Source organism: Bacillus sp. AY18-3 (genome assembly GCF_008042305.1).
GTDB classification, from domain to species: Bacteria; Bacillota; Bacilli; order Bacillales; family Bacillaceae_G; genus Bacillus_A; species Bacillus_A wiedmannii.
The window spans coordinates 158,261-174,353 of sequence record NZ_QKQR01000013.1 but is presented as its reverse complement, the minus strand read 5'-3'; the positions used below and the strand labels follow the sequence as shown (position 1 = coordinate 174,353).

Here is a 16,093-nt window from a genome sequence, read left to right as displayed (position 1 = left end):
TTTTTAAAAGGAATTTGTAATAAATTGTAGAATATAAGGAGCTGAAAGGGTGTGATTCCGATGTTTATCGCCAAAAGAGAAAACGGAGAAAAAATCCATCTACTCTATCATCATGATGAAGAGCTTTTACATCGTATGCGTAAAAAGGAAAGCTTCTTTTGCATAGCTTGCGGGAAGGAAGTGCAAATGAAATTAGGGAAACAAAAAAGTTGGCATTTTGCTCATAAGAAAATGGACGCGTGTCTTGCCTTTTATGAAGCAGAATCTATGTATCATATGCACGGTAAAGAATTGTTATATAGGTGGTTCAAACGTCAAAACTTTCCTGTGTATATAGAGCACTATCTTCCAGAAATTCAGCAACGACCAGATATTTTCATAGAGAGAGCAGGGAGAACAATTGCGATTGAATACCAATGCGCCAATCTCTCTATAGAGCAGCTGTACAAACGAACCTATTCGTATTGGCGAGCGGGTATACAGGTCATTTGGATCATTGGTGGAAATCAATTGAAAAGGCAATCAGCATATTGGATGAAATTCTCCTCACTTATGGCTTTCTCCTTACAATCTTATCCTCAGCCATTTCTTATTTTCTTCTGTTCGAAACAAAAATCATTTATGAAATGCGCGTTTCTCACTTCATTTTCTACAAGCGTCTCTTTCTCACATATTATCTATTTACCAACTGAAACGACTACTTTTGAAATGCTCTTTTCTCCCGTCTCTTTCCGAAAAGAAATATTAGGTGAGGAATGGAAAAAGCGAAAGAGCTATTTTCGGCAAAATGCTCTGCCGATTTGGAATTACAATCATAAGTCACTATTACGCCTTTTATATCAATGTAAATGTACCCCAGCAAATTTTCCTTCTGAAATCGGTGTGCCACTCCCGTCCTCATTTGCTTTTCAAACAAATCCATTTATATGGCAAGCTTTTCTATATATAAAATGTATAGGTGAGCTTACGGTAGGGGAATGTATTTCCCTTCAATATGTATGTAGTTATGTGAAAACGTATACGAAAAGGCGCATGCTCCCGTACTTTTCACGGCATATATGGAAAGTAGCAGTTGCTGAATACATAACATTTTTATGTTATGTAGGTGTATTGCAGAAAGTAGGGACTTATAAGTACCGGAAAAAAAGAGAAGTAGTTATGTTAAAAACAGAGGAGGAAGTTATAAAATATGATGAAATTTGCTTAACGTATGCCTTATCTTTATTTGAGGCAAAGTACAACATGAGAGAAGGAAAAGGGGATATAATAAAGACTGATCGTGAAGGAATTACATAAGAAAAATCGAATTGTATGTAAGTAGAGATATTTAAAGGAGGGCTTAAAGGATGTCTGAACAAAACACAGCAAAAACATTACCAGATCGCAAAGAGATTGAAGAATCAAGTACGTGGCGACTAGAAGATATTTTCCAAACAGATGCAGAATGGGAAAAAGAATTCCAAGCCATTAAAGAGCTATTACCGAAGTTAACTGAATTTAAAGGGAAACTTGGTGACTCTGCGAACAATTTACTTGAAGCATTGCAATATGAAGACGAAATTTCAATGCGATTAGGTAAGCTATATACATATGCGCATATGCGTTACGATCAAGATACAACAAACTCTGTGTATCAAGCATTAAATGACCGCGCAACAAATTTATATTCACAAGTATCTAGTAGCACAGCATATATTGTGCCTGAGATTTTATCGATTTCAGAAGATACACTGCAAACATTCTTGACAGAAAATAGAGACTTAAGTGTATATGAACATGCATTAGAAGAAATTACACGTCAACGCCCGCACGTATTATCTGAAGCGGAAGAGGCTCTATTAGCAGAAGCATCTGAAGTAATGAGTGCGTCAAGTAATACATTTGGTATGTTGAATAATGCGGATTTGAAATTCCCATCTATTAAAGGTGAGGATGGAGAAGAAGTGGAAATTACACATGGTCGTTACATTCAGTTTTTAGAAAGTGATGATCGTCGTGTGCGCGAAGATGCATTCAAAGCTGTATATGAAACGTACGGGAAATATAAGAACACATTTGCAAGCACGTTAAGCGGAGCTGTGAAACGTAATAATTTCAATGCGCGTGTTCGTAAATACGATTCTGCACGTCAAGCGGCATTAAGTAATAATAATATTCCTGAAGCGGTGTATGATCAACTTGTTGAATCTGTAAATGATAATTTACACTTGCTACATCGTTACATTGATATTCGTAAGCGTGCACTAGGACTTGATGAGCTTCATATGTATGATTTATATACACCACTTGTACCAGAAGTGAAAATGAACGTGAAGTATGAAGAAGCACAAGACATGTTATTAAAGTCTTTAAACGTACTTGGTGATGAGTATGTTGACATTTTAAAAGAAGCATATGAAAATCGCTGGGTAGATGTGTATGAGAATAAAGGAAAGCGAAGCGGAGCATATTCATCTGGTGCATATGGAACAAATCCGTATATTTTAATGAACTGGCATGATAATGTAAATAATTTATATACACTTGCTCATGAGTTCGGTCATTCCGTGCATAGTTACTATACAAGAAAGACGCAGCCGCACGTATACGGTGATTATTCAATCTTCGTTGCGGAAGTAGCATCAACTTGTAATGAAGCACTTTTAAACGATTATTTATTAAAAACGACAGAAGATAAGAAAGAGCGTCTATACTTATTAAATCATTATTTAGAAGGATTCCGTGGTACTGTATTCCGTCAAACGATGTTCGCAGAGTTTGAGCATATTATTCATAAGAAAGTACAAGAAGGACATGCGGTTACGCCAGACATGTTAACGAAGATCTACTATGATTTAAATAAGAAATATTTCGGTGATGCTTTAGTAATCGATGAAGAAATTGGTTTAGAGTGGTCGCGTATTCCGCACTTCTACTACAACTATTACGTATACCAATACGCAACAGGATTTAGTGCAGCAACGGCTTTATCTAAACAAATTTTAGAAGAGGGGCAACCAGCAGTAGAACGTTACATTAATGAGTTCTTAAAAGCAGGAAGCTCAGATTATCCAATTGAAGTGCTGAAAAAAGCTGGAGTAGATATGGCATCTCCAGAACCGGTAAAAGAAGCGCTACAAGTATTTGAAGAGAAATTAAATGAATTAGAAGCATTATTATTTGAAGAGAAGTAATTGTAAAGACGAGGAATTTACCTCGTCTTTTTTGTTTTTAATATTTTTTGTCGATATTTGTCGAAGGGATAAGGTGAATTTCTTTCTTTTTTCTAAATTAGAAGGCAGTTTTACAGGTGATTTTTGTAGTTAAAACCCTTTAAATCGTTTTTTATGGTTGAAATAAGAGAGAGCGATGACAATGACTCCAAATAAAAGAGGGAAGGCAATAATTTTAGGAAAAGCTTGTAGTAGAGAGAGGATGTACAAGAAAAAAGAAACGATGACAGCTAGTAAGATAAGTAAAATATACGTTTTTTTCATACGGAACACCTCCAAAATAGCTTTTTTATAGCTTATTCAGAAATGAAAACGTTTAGAATGTGACAAAAGTGTGAAATTCGACAAAAGGGGTTGTCATCTGACGTCGAATCTTGTAATATAATAAGCGTGAACGAATTCACATACAAACATATACCCCTTTGTTTGAACGTGAAAATTTCTCCCATCCCCTTTAATATTTTTATAAGCCGTAAAGAAGAAGACCTGGTGTTTTACACCAGGTCTTTTTCTTTTGCTATCCATTTCCAATAACGCTCACATTTTACGTCAATCATTTGTACTTTTCGTTTCAGTTGTAATTTTTTCAGTTCACGCTCGATCTCTTGCTGCGAGCAGTCATATATAAATGCTACTTCTTTTGAAGATATAAATTGCGTTGCTTCTAGTAACACTTCTAAAGGTGGTAATGGTTCTGGCTCGATTTCACATTTTACAAGTTCTTTCAATAATTGTACGTATACGTCGTAGGAATAAGTTCCAGCGATTTTAATACCTTCTTCATCTGAATTCGCATGAAAGAATACGAGAGAAGGTATTTCTGTAATGTGCATCTCATTTGTAAATTTTAAGTCACATTGGAAAGCTTTTTTTGCGCTAGCGGAATGTAGGTCTTTTTTAAATTCTTCTACATCAATATCGCTATCTCTTGCACATGCAAGTAATAATTCGCAGTCAGGGTTTGATACATTTTCAAGGAAAATGTATTCTTGGAGTTTTCGCAAAAACTTCGAACCTGCTTTTCGGCCCTGTAACTCCGCTGCCTTAATTGCCATCGAAACTAAATATGGTGTTGACGATGCTTCTTGCATATGTACCTTTCCATCACATGAAAAACCTTGTAAACTTGTTGTCTTTTCCCACACAAATCGAATATTAGCAGGTTTATTCCATTTGTGTGAGGAAGCGTTCGTTCCATCCACTTTTCCTGTTACGATATGACGAATAGAGAAGTATTTCCCGTATTCAAGCCATAGTTTAATAATAAAGGGCTCAATTTCCCAGCAATCTTTACAAAGTGGATCAATAAATAAATATGCTTCTACAGACTTATGCTCACATGCGGAAGGAGATGGCATATTTATATGCGTTGCTTCCTGCTTATCCATTACACTTCACCTGTTTCGTTTGGAGTATTAACCATATGCTGAGCAGTTAACGCTAAACGTTCAAAAACGAACTCTCTTATATGACCGTGCACTCCTGTGTCATCCATTGCTTGCTCCATACATGATAGCCAAGCCTCTGCTCGTTTTGGAGTAATCTCAAACGGAAGATGGCGTGCTCTTAACATAGGATGACCATGTTCTTCAGTGTACAAATTAGGACCACCTAAATATTGCGTTAAAAATTGTTTCTGCTTCCTAGCGGTTTCTGTTAAATCATCCGGGAAGATGGGAGATAGGTCAGGGTGTTTACTGACATAGGAATAAAACGTGTCTACTAATATTGCAATGCATTGTTCACCGCCAATTGCTTCAAATGGTGTCATCGGTTGCTTGCTCATCCTTTATAAACTCCTTTTTCCATGAAATGTATATCTATTGTAGCAATGGAATGTTCTAGAGGGCAAATAAACAGCCTTCATAACGTTCTTTGCTTATTTTTCAAATGTAAAAGAATCTTTTCCTTTTAAAAAGTGAGATATGTCCACTAGTAGAACGTATTCACTAGTGGAATTTTCACTTTAGCGTGCTTTGTTTTGTTTGGCAAGGAAAAAGCGTTTTACTTTATTATTTGTATGACGGATTGGTATGTCGTGCTGTTTTAATAAATGAATAAATGCAGCTTTTCCTGTTTCTTCATCTTGCACTTCAAATTCAATTTCATAATCATCGTGATTGTAATAGAAACTATGATCAAAGACAAGCGTTCCGCCTTCAAATAGTGTTTCGGCTCTTTCAGTTGTTAAACTACCCATATAAGTTAAAGTGGAAACAGGAATTTGTAATTTGTGTAGTTGATCCATTACAGCCCCTGGAATGATTACGTTTGTTTCCATCATCATTCTTGCTTCGTCTTCTGTTACGACTTGATGCGTTTCTAACAAGCCGATTTCTGCAGGTTGTTTCAATGTTAATGTATAAGTTTCTCCTTTATGACGAATACGAAGTGCAGAGCCAGCTTCTTTTAACGAGAAGCCCGGTGTTTCAAAGTAGTGATTCACCTGTTTCGTAAATACCTCAATAGAGAATGATTTACATAATGTATCGAATTCTTCTTCTGTAACAATATTTTTAAATTCAATTTCAATTTCTTGTGTCATTGTATGCGCGCTCCTTTTAAAAAATAATTCTTTACACATTATCGCTTTTTCATAAATTTGGTTCAATGTTTTATTTGTTTGCGTCCATGTTATGATACAATAATACTGTTAAGTAAGACAGGAAGTTGAGATGGAGGAGTTAGAGCATGCAAAATAAAATTCAAGTTAAGAGCGTAGAAAAGAGAGAGAATGCGCTTATTTTTTGTGCGGAAAATAATGAAATAGAGGTAAAGGAGTTAAGTGCGCGTAATCACGTACTTGTAGACTCAGACAATTTATCATTTTTATATATTTTAGAAAACGAATCATCTTTCATTTATGTAAGTATTCCGCACACATGCTGGGAAGCAATGCATGAAGCGATGAATAACGATATAGTAATGTTCGTTCGTGTGAATGACGTTGAAATGGAATTAGAAAATTTAAAAGAAGAAGTAGAATATTTAGTTGAAAATATTGAAGGTAATGCAAATTACGGAGAAGAACTAGTAACTGCTGTAGAAAAAGTATTTCTATAAGCAAATGGATTGATTTTGGTGGTGGTTGAAATGAATCGAAATTGGGAAGAATTTTTAGCACCTTACCATCAAGCGGTGGCAGAGCTGAAAGTGAAACTAAAAGGAATGCGTACTCAATTTGCAATGTTAACAGAGCATTCTCCAATTGAGTTTGTAACAGGAAGGGTAAAGTCGGTTGCTAGTATTATTGATAAAGCGGAGAAGAGAAATGTACCGTTAGACCGGCTGAGAGAAGATATGCAAGACATCGCGGGCCTTCGAATGATGTGTCAATTTGTTGATGAGATTAAGCCTGTTGTAGAATATCTTCGAAAACGAAATGACTTTGAAATCGTGGAAGAACGTGATTATGTCACGCAAAAGAAAGATAGCGGCTATCGCTCTTATCACGTTGTCATTAGTTACCCCGTTCAAACGATTCAGGGAGAAAAAAAAGTATTGGTAGAAATCCAAATACGCACGTTAGCAATGAATTTTTGGGCAACAATTGAGCATTCTTTAAATTATAAATATAGTGGACGTTTTCCTGAAGATATTAAAATACGCTTGCAACGCGCAGCGGAAGCGGCGTTTTTATTAGATGAAGAAATGTCTTCTATTCGTCTTGAGATTCAAGAAGCGCAGAAAGCTTTTTCAAGAAAACAAGAAACGAAAGATTCCGAATCATAAACTAAAGGGTGTTGGGCGATGAAATTTACAATTATGTCAAAGGGAGATCAATCATCAGATACACTGGCAAGCACGATGAAAGAATACTTGCTAGATTTTGGATTTATAATGGATGAAAAGGAACCCGATATTGTAATTTCTGTTGGGGGAGATGGAACGCTTTTATATGCATTTCATCGTTATTATAATCGATTGGATGAAACAGCATTTGTTGGTGTACATACAGGGCATTTAGGTTTCTATGCAGATTGGTTACCGACAGAAGTAGAGAAATTAGTAATTGCAATTGCTAAAACACCATTCCAAGTGGTGGAATATCCGCTTTTAGAAGTGATTATTCGCTATGTGAATGGGAGTAAAGAGTCACAGTATTTGGCGATGAATGAAGCAACTGTTAAAAGTGCGGAAGGTACATTAGTAACAGAAGTGGAAATACGCGGAGAGTACTTTGAAACGTTCCGCGGGGATGGCCTTTGTATTTCTACTCCTTCGGGAAGTACTGCGTATAATAAGGCGCTTGGCGGAGCGATTATTCACCCTTCTATTGAAGCGATTCAAATTGCAGAAATGGCATCTATTAATAACCGTGTGTTTCGTACTGTAGGCTCGCCACTCGTATTGCCGAAGCATCATACATGTGTGTTGAAGCCGGCTGCAGGAATGAACTTACAAATTACGGTGGACCATTTAACGATGGTTCATCAAGATGTGAAATCAATCCAGTATCGCGTTGCAAACGAGAAAGTACGATTTGTTCGTTTCCGTCCGTTCCCGTTCTGGAAACGAGTTCGTGACTCGTTTGTTGCAGATAAATAGAAAGGGTTTATATATTTGAACAGATTTACATTGAAATGGGATATAGAATCGGCTGAAGAGGGAACTTTAGTTAGAGAATTTTTAAAAACAAAAGGGATTTCTAAAGCCGCCTTAACGGATATAAAATTTCGCGGCGGAGCTATTGAAGTAAATAATCAACATGCCAGTGTTCGTCATCAGTTGCAAGCTGGTGAAGAATTACGTGTCTTTTTTCCAGTGGAAGAAAGAAGTGAAGGGATGATTAAAGAAGATATCCCTTTATGTATTGTATATGAAGATGATGCGGTTCTTGTCATAAACAAAGAGGCGAACATGTCAACGATTCCGTCTAGAGAACATCCGGCAGGTAGTGTTGCGAATGCGCTCTTATCTCATTATGATAAGCAGCATCTTGCAAGTACGGTGCATATCGTAACAAGATTAGATCGTGATACTTCAGGGCTTATGCTTATTGCAAAAAATCGTTTCGTGCATCATCTTTTATCGAAACAGCATCAACAAAAAGCTGTGAAAAGAACATATGAAGCAATTGTTCACGGTGAGATGATAGAACGAGAAGGAACGATTGATGCACCGATTGGACGAAAATCGGATAGCATTATTGAGCGAACCGTTTGTGAAAATGGGCAAAGAGCAGTTACTCATTTTAGAGTGATGGATAGCGCCAATCATAAGACGCATGTATCACTTGAGCTTGAGACCGGAAGAACGCATCAAATTCGTGTACATATGGCTCATATAGGCCACCCGTTACTTGGTGATGATTTATATGGAGGAAGAAGAGATGTGATAAAACGTCAAGCACTTCATAGTACATCTTTGACGTTTTATCATCCTATTTTAGAGAAGGAAATGTCTTTCACTACAACGATTCCAAGCGATATGGAAGAGGTATTAAGGTATACTTAAAAAGGGAACAAAATTCTTATGTAACGAAGAATTTTGTTCCCTTTTTTCTTAGCGGAATAATATTAAAATTTGATTTTCACCCGTGCGCTTTATAACGAAAAAGCCACTTTCGGATTTTGTAGCAATGCCATCGTTATTTGGACGACAATATCCATGCGTTTCGCAAGTGCCGTCATCGCGTACTAACATTTGTCCAATTAATCCGACAGGAAGCCACTCGGTACGATCTTTTCTTGCTATATATTTGCAAGTTGGATCCCATTCTGTATTTAAAAGAGGTTGTATGTCTTGCGATTCCGTACGTACATATTGGCGTTTTCCAAAGTTATCTGTTTTATAGCGTTTTTGCCAACTTAAAGCACCGCTATTTCCTATAAGGGCGGGGGTTGCACTAGATATTCCTAAAATGAATGAATCGTTTGAAGTAGCGATCCGAATTTTTTCTTCGCTACTAAATGTAACGAAATAACCTACATCAATAAAATTATTGTCTGTTGTTTCAAACATTTGTGCAAAATCAGTTCCACTTGCATTGTAAGAAGCGCCATCAATATACATTTCCCCATTATGAGCAAGCCACTTTGCACCGATATTATGATCGGTTTCATTTGTGCCGTTTGCAATAAACCAAGAATAAGATTCTTCTGCTGTGCCGAAGCGCCCCATAATATGGCTACCTGCAAAATGAGCTGTTGATGTATGATTACCTTCCGCATGAGAAGAGAATCCGTTAGCGATAGTCGCGGTTCCTTCTGCATGTGCTGCTTCGCCTAAAGCGATTGTATGTTTACCTTCCGCATGAGAATAAGAGCCACCTGCTGTCGTTTCACTTCCTTCACTATGGGAACTATGTCCAGTTGCTTTCGTTTTTGATCCTTCCGCATGAGAGAAAGAAGCTTTTGCGTGTGTAAGAAGTCCTTCTGCATGTGAAGCTGTACCCTCTGCATTAGAGTGAAGCCCCTCTGCATGTGCATATCGTCCCCCTTTTTTTACTTTTGTATTTTCAGGTGCAGGAGTTTGAATTATGATCGTTTTTTCTGTTTGTATATCATTGGATGGTGCTAATGCTTCTCTTATTTTTTTCACTTGATTTATAATAGCAGCTGGAATTTCTGATTCTGCTTTTTTATTTATTGCTACAGGGATGTCTTCTTCTGTATTTTTCTCTGTTTGCTCAGAAGGCACAACCTGTTCAGTGTGAGTAGAGAGAGGTTTATTTTTTTGCTGCATCTTTGTTTTTCTATTATCGATTATGCGGCTCATTACAGCATTTTCTAAAGAGACATATTTTGGTTTAGCTTTGTTTTTGGGGGAAGCCCCTTGTCCGTCCGGTTCTTCTAAAGCTGCAGCTCGAATGCTGCACCAGTTGTTAATTCCGTACATGGGCAGATAAAAAGGCGGGCATTTTCTTTTTTGTTTAGAAGATTTTTTCTTCATTCTGTCACCTCCTGCGACAGTATATGCCGTGTAATTAAAAAAAGATGCACTTTATTGCATCTTTTTTTAATTACTTTACCTAGTTTTTATAGGAGAGCCGCCTAAATGATACGGTAATCCTCGTAATTTGTGAATGGTATCTGAAATAAGGATAGTTATGAAATTGGGCGAAATTTCTCAGGGACAAAAGACAGGGAGGAAGGGACGGAAACGGTCTCCATCTCAGGATAACGTAGTCCGGTTAGTTTGCCACCAAATACAGCTCCAGTGTCAATATTGACTGTATGATTTACAAAGCGAGGTTCTTTAACTGGTGTATGTCCATATACAATCCAAGTTTTTCCTTTATATTCTTGTGCCCAGTCGCGACGGACAGGAGAGCCGTCAGCATGTTTTTCTCCTGTAATATCGCCATATAATACAAAGGTTTGTACTTTTTTATCTTGTCTTCCTATGTAATCTTGCCGAATTCCAGCGTGACATACAATTAACCTTTTCTCATCGAGTACGTGATATAAAGGGGATTGCTCGTAAAGGGTGATAAATTTTTCTTTTATAATGTTTTGTTTATGAGAAGGCAGTGCTTCATATTCGGCAACAGTTGTTTCGAGTCCATGAGCGATTGTCACATTACGCCCAAGGAAAAAACGGTATAGTTTATTACAGTGATTTCCCGGAGCGTAATAAGCTACTTTTTTATTTATGACAAGTTCCCATACAATTTCAATCATACGTAATGAATGAGGGCCGCGATCTGTAATATCACCAACAAAAGCAAGCTTACGTTGGTCAGGGTGAAACGGCAGGTCACTATTCCAGTTGTATCCGAGTTTCGTCGTTAAATCTTGAAACTCTTGAAAGCATCCATGAATATCCCCTATAATGTCAAATTTCATATTTAAACCTCCACCATATTTTTCATTAGTATATCTAAAAAAGGATAGAGATAAAAATATACTGTTTTTGCTCGTCATTTAAACATAAAGATTTTCGTTCTTGAGCGAACGTTTAAAACGAAGCCAATCGCTATCATGTATGTGAGTAAGGAACTTCCTCCGTAGCTCATAAGGGGTAATGTAATTCCTGTAATAGGTAGTAATCCGATGGTCATCCCGATATTTTGAAATACTTGAAAAGTAAACATTCCGATTGTACCAGCACAGATGTAACTACCGAAAGGGTCATTACTTCCTAAAGCGATATGAATCATGCGGAAAATAAGTAGGAAAAAAAGTGAAACAATGACACTTGCGCCTAAAAAGCCGAATTGCTCAGCGACATTGGTGAAAATAAAATCCGTATGTGGTTCTGGAAAGTATACTTGTCCATTTTCCCAACCTTTTCCTTGCATTTCCCCTGATCCAGTAGCTAAGAAAGCTTGTCTTAATTGATAGCCTTGCGCATCATATTTGTATGGCGCTAACCAGCCGTAGAAGCGATTTAGTTGATATTCTTGTAAAATGTGTGCTTTAAAGAATTTTGTATGAGTAAAAAAAATATACGTTAATGTAACGCCAGCTACAAAAATACCAGAAACTAATCCGAAAATAAAACGCCAACGTATACCAGAAACTAGTATCATTGCTGCGAGCATAGCTGAAATTACCATTGTGTTTCCTAAATCAGGTTCCTTTGCAATAAGTAGTAGGGGTGGCAAACTTGTTGCACATATTTTTCCAAGTAATAAAAAATCGCTGTGTATTGTTCGGAAAAAATATTTCTCATTGTGATTTGCTATAATTCGTCCGGTGACGATAATTAAAAACAATTTCATAATTTCAGAAGGCTGGAAATTTCCGATGCCTGGAAGCCTGTACCAAGCGGTCGCACCTTTTATTGTAACGGCACCTGGTACTTGAAGTTCTAGTCCAATTAGTAGTACCAATGCAAAGCTATATAAATACCAAGCAATTTTTTGATAACGATCGAAATCGATAATCATAATAAAACCGATGGCTATAAATCCAATGAAGTACCATTGGATTTGCTTTAATACAAAATTTACATTTTGCAAAAATGGTGGTAAAGAGGCTTGTGCACTTGCAATTGCAAAGCAACTAACAGTCCCAATGGCAAATAAGATGAATAGTAATACGTAGTCTATTTGATATTGAGAATTTGGATCTTTCAATGTATGTATTCCTTTCTATCGCCTAGTAAGTATATGGATCATGTCATGATAAAAATAATATACAAGCAGACTATGCATACATTTATTCCACTATTTGTGGGAAGTCATACATCACACGGAAGGAATAGTGCCTACCGTGTGATGGACTATATTTCTCGGAGTTCTTTTGTAATGATATTTAAACAATAGGAGAGACGGGCATGTGTATCGGAAGTTGGAATGAGGTTTGGGTATAGCTGATAAAAATTCACAGCATCATCGTGCCATTCGCAAGCTTTTAACAGACTCGATTTATAACGGGTGCTATCTTGTAAGAAACCATATTTTTTGGAGGTTAAAACGAGATGTAAAAAATCTTCACAGCCTTCAAGGAATTTGTAATGTACTTGCTGTCCCGTATGAAGGCGGAATGAACTTAAGGGCTCAGTTATATACATTGCATCACCTTTTGACAGTAAACTTATCCAAGAGGCCATATCAACACTACAACCATATTTTCTACCATTTAAAGTGCCGAATGGTTCTGCTAATAGATCTTTTCGAAAGAGTACAGTCGTAGGTTCACCAATAATGTTTTGTCCCAGTATAAGCATACGGTTTCCAAAAGCTTTCCCATTTAGTAGAGTATCTTCATCATATAATTTTTTCATGGAGGGATGTTGTTCAATTATATCTCCATTATCATTAATCCAAGTGCGATAGGATGTGATAAGCGCGAGATTTTTATTTAAGTCTTGTTGGAAATAAGACATCATTTTTTCGATTTTATTATTATAAAATATATCATCGTCCATTAAGAAATTTATGTACTCTCCATTTGACTGTTCTAAGAGCATAAGGGCGTTATGAAATTGTCCTAGAGTAGAAGCATTTCGAATGTACGTTATATGTTTATGCTTATGTAAATAATGTCTGTATATTAATTTTTCTGTTTCATTATTTGTGCTATCGTCTCCTACAATAATTTCAATATTTGAATACGTTTGTGCTAATGCACTTTCTAAAGCAATTTTAAAATAATGTGGTCGATTATAGGTGGGAATAAGGATGGAAACGAGAGGCGGATTTTTAATATTATTCATATACAACTACCTTTCAGAAGTTTTTTGTGTAAGAATAATATCTTGATAACTTGTGTGTTTAGTTCTGCTACACCATGAACCATAATGAGGGGGAGTCTGTACTTCTAGCCCATACTTATTTAATAGGATACGAATATCTTCTTCAGGATAGGCAACTGCGAAGTTCGGGATATCTTTATTTAGAACATAACAATTGTCAATTTGATGATAAAAACCTAACGTACTTAGTCCTGCGTTTAAGTAATAGGAAGATTCAGGATTAATTAAAAAGAAAGTAATAAAACATCTCCCATCTTTTTTTAGAACTCGTGCAATCTCGCATACGTAATGTTCTAATTCTTTCGGAAGGAGATGGGTAAATACTGACGTTAAAAAAATAAAATCAAATGATTCATCTTCATATGGAAACTTGTATTCGGAAGCATCTTCTTTTCCTTCGGGATTGTAGAATTGATTATATATATCGACATGTTCAAAATGGAAATTGTTACGGCGTGTTGAAATGTTGTTTTTGCACCATGTAATTCCCGCATTGAATAAGTCAAATCCATAATAAGTACCATCATCACTTAAATAATTCATTAATGGAACCGCCATTCGGCCGATGCCGCAGCCTATATCTAACACTGTTTCATTTGATTTTAAATTTCCAAATTCAATAAAATACTGTATAAACTCTTTTCCAACTTCTTCAAAGTCACCACCTACATATTGAACGAGTTCTGGGGGTGGAATTAATGTGATTTTTTTCTCATTTTCGTTCATACATTCACTCCGTCCTTGTAGTAAAGTAAGAGATTTTTATTGCATATATAAGTTAATCATTTATAGTGAGGGGAACTTTACATGATAGGTCCTTATGAATAAGTAGTGTGATAGAACCCCTCAAAAAAATAAAATTGTATCCTATTCTTTTCGCCAATAAATACCGAAATCATCAATTTGAGTCATAGGAGCTTTTATGTTTCTTTCACTTCTGAAATCTGTTACAGCCTCTGCGCATGTTATCAATCCATAATCATCAATAATAATAAAGCCACCTGTTGAAACTTTATCGTATAAATTTACAAGACTATCCATCGTTGATTCATACATATCACCATCAAGGCGAGCAATTGCAATTTTTTCTACCGGTGCTGAAGGCAATGTATCTTTAAACCAACCCTTTAAAAATTTCACCTGATCATTTAATAAATCATATTTTCTAAAGTTTTCTTGCACTGTTTCTAAAGAAACTCGTAAGTAATCGAATGTGTGCAAATAATCACCGTAATCTTTCGGATATTGTTCTAAGTTAGGTGCGGGCAGACCTTCAAACGAATCGGCAACCCATACAGTACGATCCTTAATGTTGTTTGCTTGTAAAAACCCATTCATAAAAATGCATGATCCTCCGCGCCATACACCAGTTTCAATAAAATCGCCTTCTATATTTTCCCTGACTACAGTTTCCATCGCCTCTTGTAATTGATTCATACGTTTTCGACCAACCATACTGTGTGCAGCTCTTGGCCAATCCTTGCCACCTTGACGCTCATCGTTTGAAACATTAGGATTAACGATTTTTAAATTGTGATTTTCTATATACTGCTTAAGAAATAAAGGAAGTGGAACCGTAACTGGTTCATATGATAGTTCTTTAGATATATGTAAAGAAGCAGGTAAGTATGGTTCGTATTCTAGCCATATTTCAAATAAAATTGTTTTCTTTAATAACTCAAGATAAAGCTGGACAGCCGATTTATTTTCCATATAATTGCCTCCTGAAGAATGTCATACAACATTATGACTATGTAGAAAAGAAGGATTTAATGATTGAATTTACAAATGAAAAAGCAGTAAAACTGATATCAGTTTTACTGCTAAGGAAAAAATTAAGCGATTTTTTCAATAATAATGGATGCACTCGTACCAAGAGCTAATGATAATCCAAGTCCTGTAACAATTACTTCAACTAATGATGGAGTTGTCGTAATTTGCGTAATTGCTTGAACAACGATAGGTGCTCCAACTGAGATTAAAGTCGTTCCAGTACCAGGTACAGGTACCCCATTTACTTGGATTGTAAGTCCTCCTAATAGACTTACGGCTGCAGTATATACGATAACAGTGATTTTATAGAATCCAGTTTCACTAATTACGAAAGTATCGGCATCTAATTGAGAAATTGCTGTGCCGAACTGAGATCCAACAGTATTAAATGGTACTGGAGCATTAAGTCCAAGATCCAAAGAAATTCCACCGGAGTTAAATGCATATAATCCTGCTGGAAGTCCTAGCCCTGATGGTCCAGTCGGTCCAGTTGGCCCAGTTGGTCCAGTCGGTCCGGTAGCACCAGTTGGTCCAGTCGCGCCAGTGTCTCCAGTTGGCCCAGTTGGTCCAGTAGCACCAGTGTCTCCAGTTGGCCCAGTTGGTCCAGTAGTACCAGTGTCTCCAGTTGGTCCAGTCGGTCCAGTCGGTCCAGTCGGTCCAGTCGGTCCAGTCGGTCCAGTCGGTCCAGTCGGTCCAGTCGGTCCAGTTGGTCCAGTCGGTCCAGTCGGCCCAGTCGGTCCAGTTGGTACAGTTGGCCCAGTCGGCCCAGTCGGTCCAGTCGGCCCAGTTGGTCCGGTAGGAAGGGTAAACGGTGGTATTGGTGGTAATGTTGGTCCTACAAGATTAGGGTCAAATGCACTAGCTGATAAAGATTCATCGGGATTCAATCCATCTGAATAATTATTATTTGACATAAATTCACCTCCATAAAGCGTTCATTATATAGTAGATGCAAAACCGGA

17 protein-coding genes are annotated in these 16,093 nt (G+C 36.9%); 6 read left to right on the top strand and 11 right to left on the bottom strand.

The window, feature by feature from the left end:
• Nucleotides 1-51 precede the first annotated feature (51 nt).
• Together DM800_RS12455 and pepF are read left to right on the top strand one after the other, a co-directional pair.
• Nucleotides 52-1,296 carry a competence protein CoiA gene (locus tag DM800_RS12455; protein WP_147786916.1) on the top strand — a complete coding sequence of 415 codons (1,245 nt, stop codon included), beginning with the start codon at nt 52-54 and terminating at the stop codon, nt 1,294-1,296.
• 50 nt (nt 1,297-1,346) lie between these two features.
• Nucleotides 1,347-3,173 (top strand): oligoendopeptidase F, encoded by a 1,827-nt coding sequence (gene pepF / locus DM800_RS12450; protein ID WP_087984733.1) that lies wholly within the window; start codon nt 1,347-1,349, stop codon nt 3,171-3,173.
• 129 nt (nt 3,174-3,302) lie between these two features.
• Here pepF and DM800_RS29170 read toward each other — a convergent pair whose 3' ends face one another.
• The 4 genes from DM800_RS29170 to DM800_RS12435 form a co-directional block, all read right to left on the bottom strand.
• Entirely contained in the window at nt 3,303-3,476 is a 174-nt protein-coding gene (locus DM800_RS29170) for a hypothetical protein (RefSeq protein ID WP_046957017.1), read from the bottom strand.
• 230 nt (nt 3,477-3,706) lie between these two features.
• Complete coding sequence (locus DM800_RS12445) at nt 3,707-4,600, bottom strand: ClpXP adapter SpxH family protein (protein WP_000360672.1); 894 nt, start codon at nt 4,598-4,600, stop codon at nt 3,707-3,709.
• Complete coding sequence (locus tag DM800_RS12440; RefSeq protein ID WP_000043382.1) at nt 4,600-4,998, bottom strand: globin domain-containing protein; 399 nt, start codon at nt 4,996-4,998, stop codon at nt 4,600-4,602. Before DM800_RS12440 ends, DM800_RS12445 begins: the two co-directional genes overlap by 1 nt.
• A 180-nt stretch (nt 4,999-5,178) precedes the next feature.
• Entirely contained in the window at nt 5,179-5,757 is a 579-nt protein-coding gene (locus DM800_RS12435) for a CYTH domain-containing protein (protein ID WP_098077730.1), read from the bottom strand.
• A 146-nt stretch (nt 5,758-5,903) separates the two neighbouring features.
• Between DM800_RS12435 and DM800_RS12430 the strand changes: the two genes are divergently transcribed.
• Genes DM800_RS12430 through DM800_RS12415 form a run of 4 tightly spaced genes read left to right on the top strand, consistent with a single transcriptional unit; the run spans nt 5,904 to nt 8,669 of the window.
• Nucleotides 5,904-6,275 (top strand): UPF0738 family protein, encoded by a 372-nt coding sequence (locus DM800_RS12430; protein ID WP_001179996.1) that lies wholly within the window; start codon nt 5,904-5,906, stop codon nt 6,273-6,275.
• A 30-nt stretch (nt 6,276-6,305) separates the two neighbouring features.
• On the top strand, nt 6,306-6,944 hold the full coding sequence (yjbM, locus tag DM800_RS12425; RefSeq protein ID WP_001081480.1) for a GTP diphosphokinase: 639 nt from the start codon (nt 6,306-6,308) through the stop codon (nt 6,942-6,944).
• Between the two features lie 18 nt (nt 6,945-6,962).
• Nucleotides 6,963-7,760 (top strand): NAD kinase, encoded by a 798-nt coding sequence (locus DM800_RS12420; protein WP_000673190.1) that lies wholly within the window; start codon nt 6,963-6,965, stop codon nt 7,758-7,760.
• 15 nt (nt 7,761-7,775) lie between these two features.
• Complete coding sequence (locus DM800_RS12415) at nt 7,776-8,669, top strand: RluA family pseudouridine synthase (protein ID WP_087984736.1); 894 nt, start codon at nt 7,776-7,778, stop codon at nt 8,667-8,669.
• A 48-nt stretch (nt 8,670-8,717) separates the two neighbouring features.
• Here the strand turns inward: DM800_RS12415 and DM800_RS12410 are convergent, their stop codons facing one another.
• The 7 genes from DM800_RS12410 to DM800_RS12380 form a co-directional block, all read right to left on the bottom strand.
• Entirely contained in the window at nt 8,718-10,106 is a 1,389-nt protein-coding gene (locus DM800_RS12410; protein WP_147786915.1) for a peptidase G2 autoproteolytic cleavage domain-containing protein, read from the bottom strand.
• Nucleotides 10,107-10,261: 155 nt separating this feature from the next.
• The gene (gene prpE, locus DM800_RS12405) at nt 10,262-11,002 is read right to left on the bottom strand and encodes a bis(5'-nucleosyl)-tetraphosphatase PrpE (RefSeq protein WP_147786914.1); all 741 of its coding nucleotides are present in this window, start codon (nt 11,000-11,002) and stop codon (nt 10,262-10,264) included.
• A 74-nt stretch (nt 11,003-11,076) separates the two neighbouring features.
• Nucleotides 11,077-12,237 (bottom strand): FtsW/RodA/SpoVE family cell cycle protein, encoded by a 1,161-nt coding sequence (locus DM800_RS12400; protein WP_147786913.1) that lies wholly within the window; start codon nt 12,235-12,237, stop codon nt 11,077-11,079.
• Nucleotides 12,238-12,383: 146 nt separating this feature from the next.
• The gene (locus DM800_RS12395) at nt 12,384-13,319 is read right to left on the bottom strand and encodes a glycosyltransferase family 2 protein (RefSeq protein WP_088608369.1); all 936 of its coding nucleotides are present in this window, start codon (nt 13,317-13,319) and stop codon (nt 12,384-12,386) included.
• Between the two features lie 6 nt (nt 13,320-13,325).
• The gene (locus tag DM800_RS12390; RefSeq protein ID WP_088121629.1) at nt 13,326-14,084 is read right to left on the bottom strand and encodes a class I SAM-dependent methyltransferase; all 759 of its coding nucleotides are present in this window, start codon (nt 14,082-14,084) and stop codon (nt 13,326-13,328) included.
• Nucleotides 14,085-14,225: 141 nt separating this feature from the next.
• The gene (locus DM800_RS12385) at nt 14,226-15,071 is read right to left on the bottom strand and encodes a TylF/MycF family methyltransferase (protein ID WP_088062481.1); all 846 of its coding nucleotides are present in this window, start codon (nt 15,069-15,071) and stop codon (nt 14,226-14,228) included.
• Nucleotides 15,072-15,193: 122 nt separating this feature from the next.
• Nucleotides 15,194-16,045: a BclA C-terminal domain-containing protein gene (locus DM800_RS12380; RefSeq protein ID WP_147786912.1), complete on the bottom strand. Its 852-nt coding sequence runs from the start codon at nt 16,043-16,045 to the stop codon at nt 15,194-15,196.
• Between the last annotated feature and the right edge of the window lie 48 nt (nt 16,046-16,093).

What these genes read in the sequence shown, in the direction of transcription:
- yjbM (WP_001081480.1), top strand. Translation starts at nt 6,306, where the DNA reads ATGAATCGAAATTGGGAAGAATTTTTAGCACCTTACCATCAAGCGGTG.
- DM800_RS12385 (WP_088062481.1), bottom strand. Translation starts at nt 15,071, where the DNA reads ATGGAAAATAAATCGGCTGTCCAGCTTTATCTTGAGTTATTAAAGAAA.
- pepF (WP_087984733.1), top strand. Translation starts at nt 1,347, where the DNA reads ATGTCTGAACAAAACACAGCAAAAACATTACCAGATCGCAAAGAGATT.
- DM800_RS12380 (WP_147786912.1), bottom strand. Translation starts at nt 16,045, where the DNA reads ATGTCAAATAATAATTATTCAGATGGATTGAATCCCGATGAATCTTTA.
- DM800_RS12445 (WP_000360672.1), bottom strand. Translation starts at nt 4,600, where the DNA reads ATGGATAAGCAGGAAGCAACGCATATAAATATGCCATCTCCTTCCGCA.
- DM800_RS12440 (WP_000043382.1), bottom strand. Translation starts at nt 4,998, where the DNA reads ATGAGCAAGCAACCGATGACACCATTTGAAGCAATTGGCGGTGAACAA.
- DM800_RS29170 (WP_046957017.1), bottom strand. Translation starts at nt 3,476, where the DNA reads ATGAAAAAAACGTATATTTTACTTATCTTACTAGCTGTCATCGTTTCT.
- DM800_RS12395 (WP_088608369.1), bottom strand. Translation starts at nt 13,319, where the DNA reads ATGAATAATATTAAAAATCCGCCTCTCGTTTCCATCCTTATTCCCACC.
- DM800_RS12410 (WP_147786915.1), bottom strand. Translation starts at nt 10,106, where the DNA reads ATGAAGAAAAAATCTTCTAAACAAAAAAGAAAATGCCCGCCTTTTTAT.
- prpE (WP_147786914.1), bottom strand. Translation starts at nt 11,002, where the DNA reads ATGAAATTTGACATTATAGGGGATATTCATGGATGCTTTCAAGAGTTT.
- DM800_RS12430 (WP_001179996.1), top strand. Translation starts at nt 5,904, where the DNA reads ATGCAAAATAAAATTCAAGTTAAGAGCGTAGAAAAGAGAGAGAATGCG.
- DM800_RS12390 (WP_088121629.1), bottom strand. Translation starts at nt 14,084, where the DNA reads ATGAACGAAAATGAGAAAAAAATCACATTAATTCCACCCCCAGAACTC.
- DM800_RS12435 (WP_098077730.1), bottom strand. Translation starts at nt 5,757, where the DNA reads ATGACACAAGAAATTGAAATTGAATTTAAAAATATTGTTACAGAAGAA.
- DM800_RS12420 (WP_000673190.1), top strand. Translation starts at nt 6,963, where the DNA reads ATGAAATTTACAATTATGTCAAAGGGAGATCAATCATCAGATACACTG.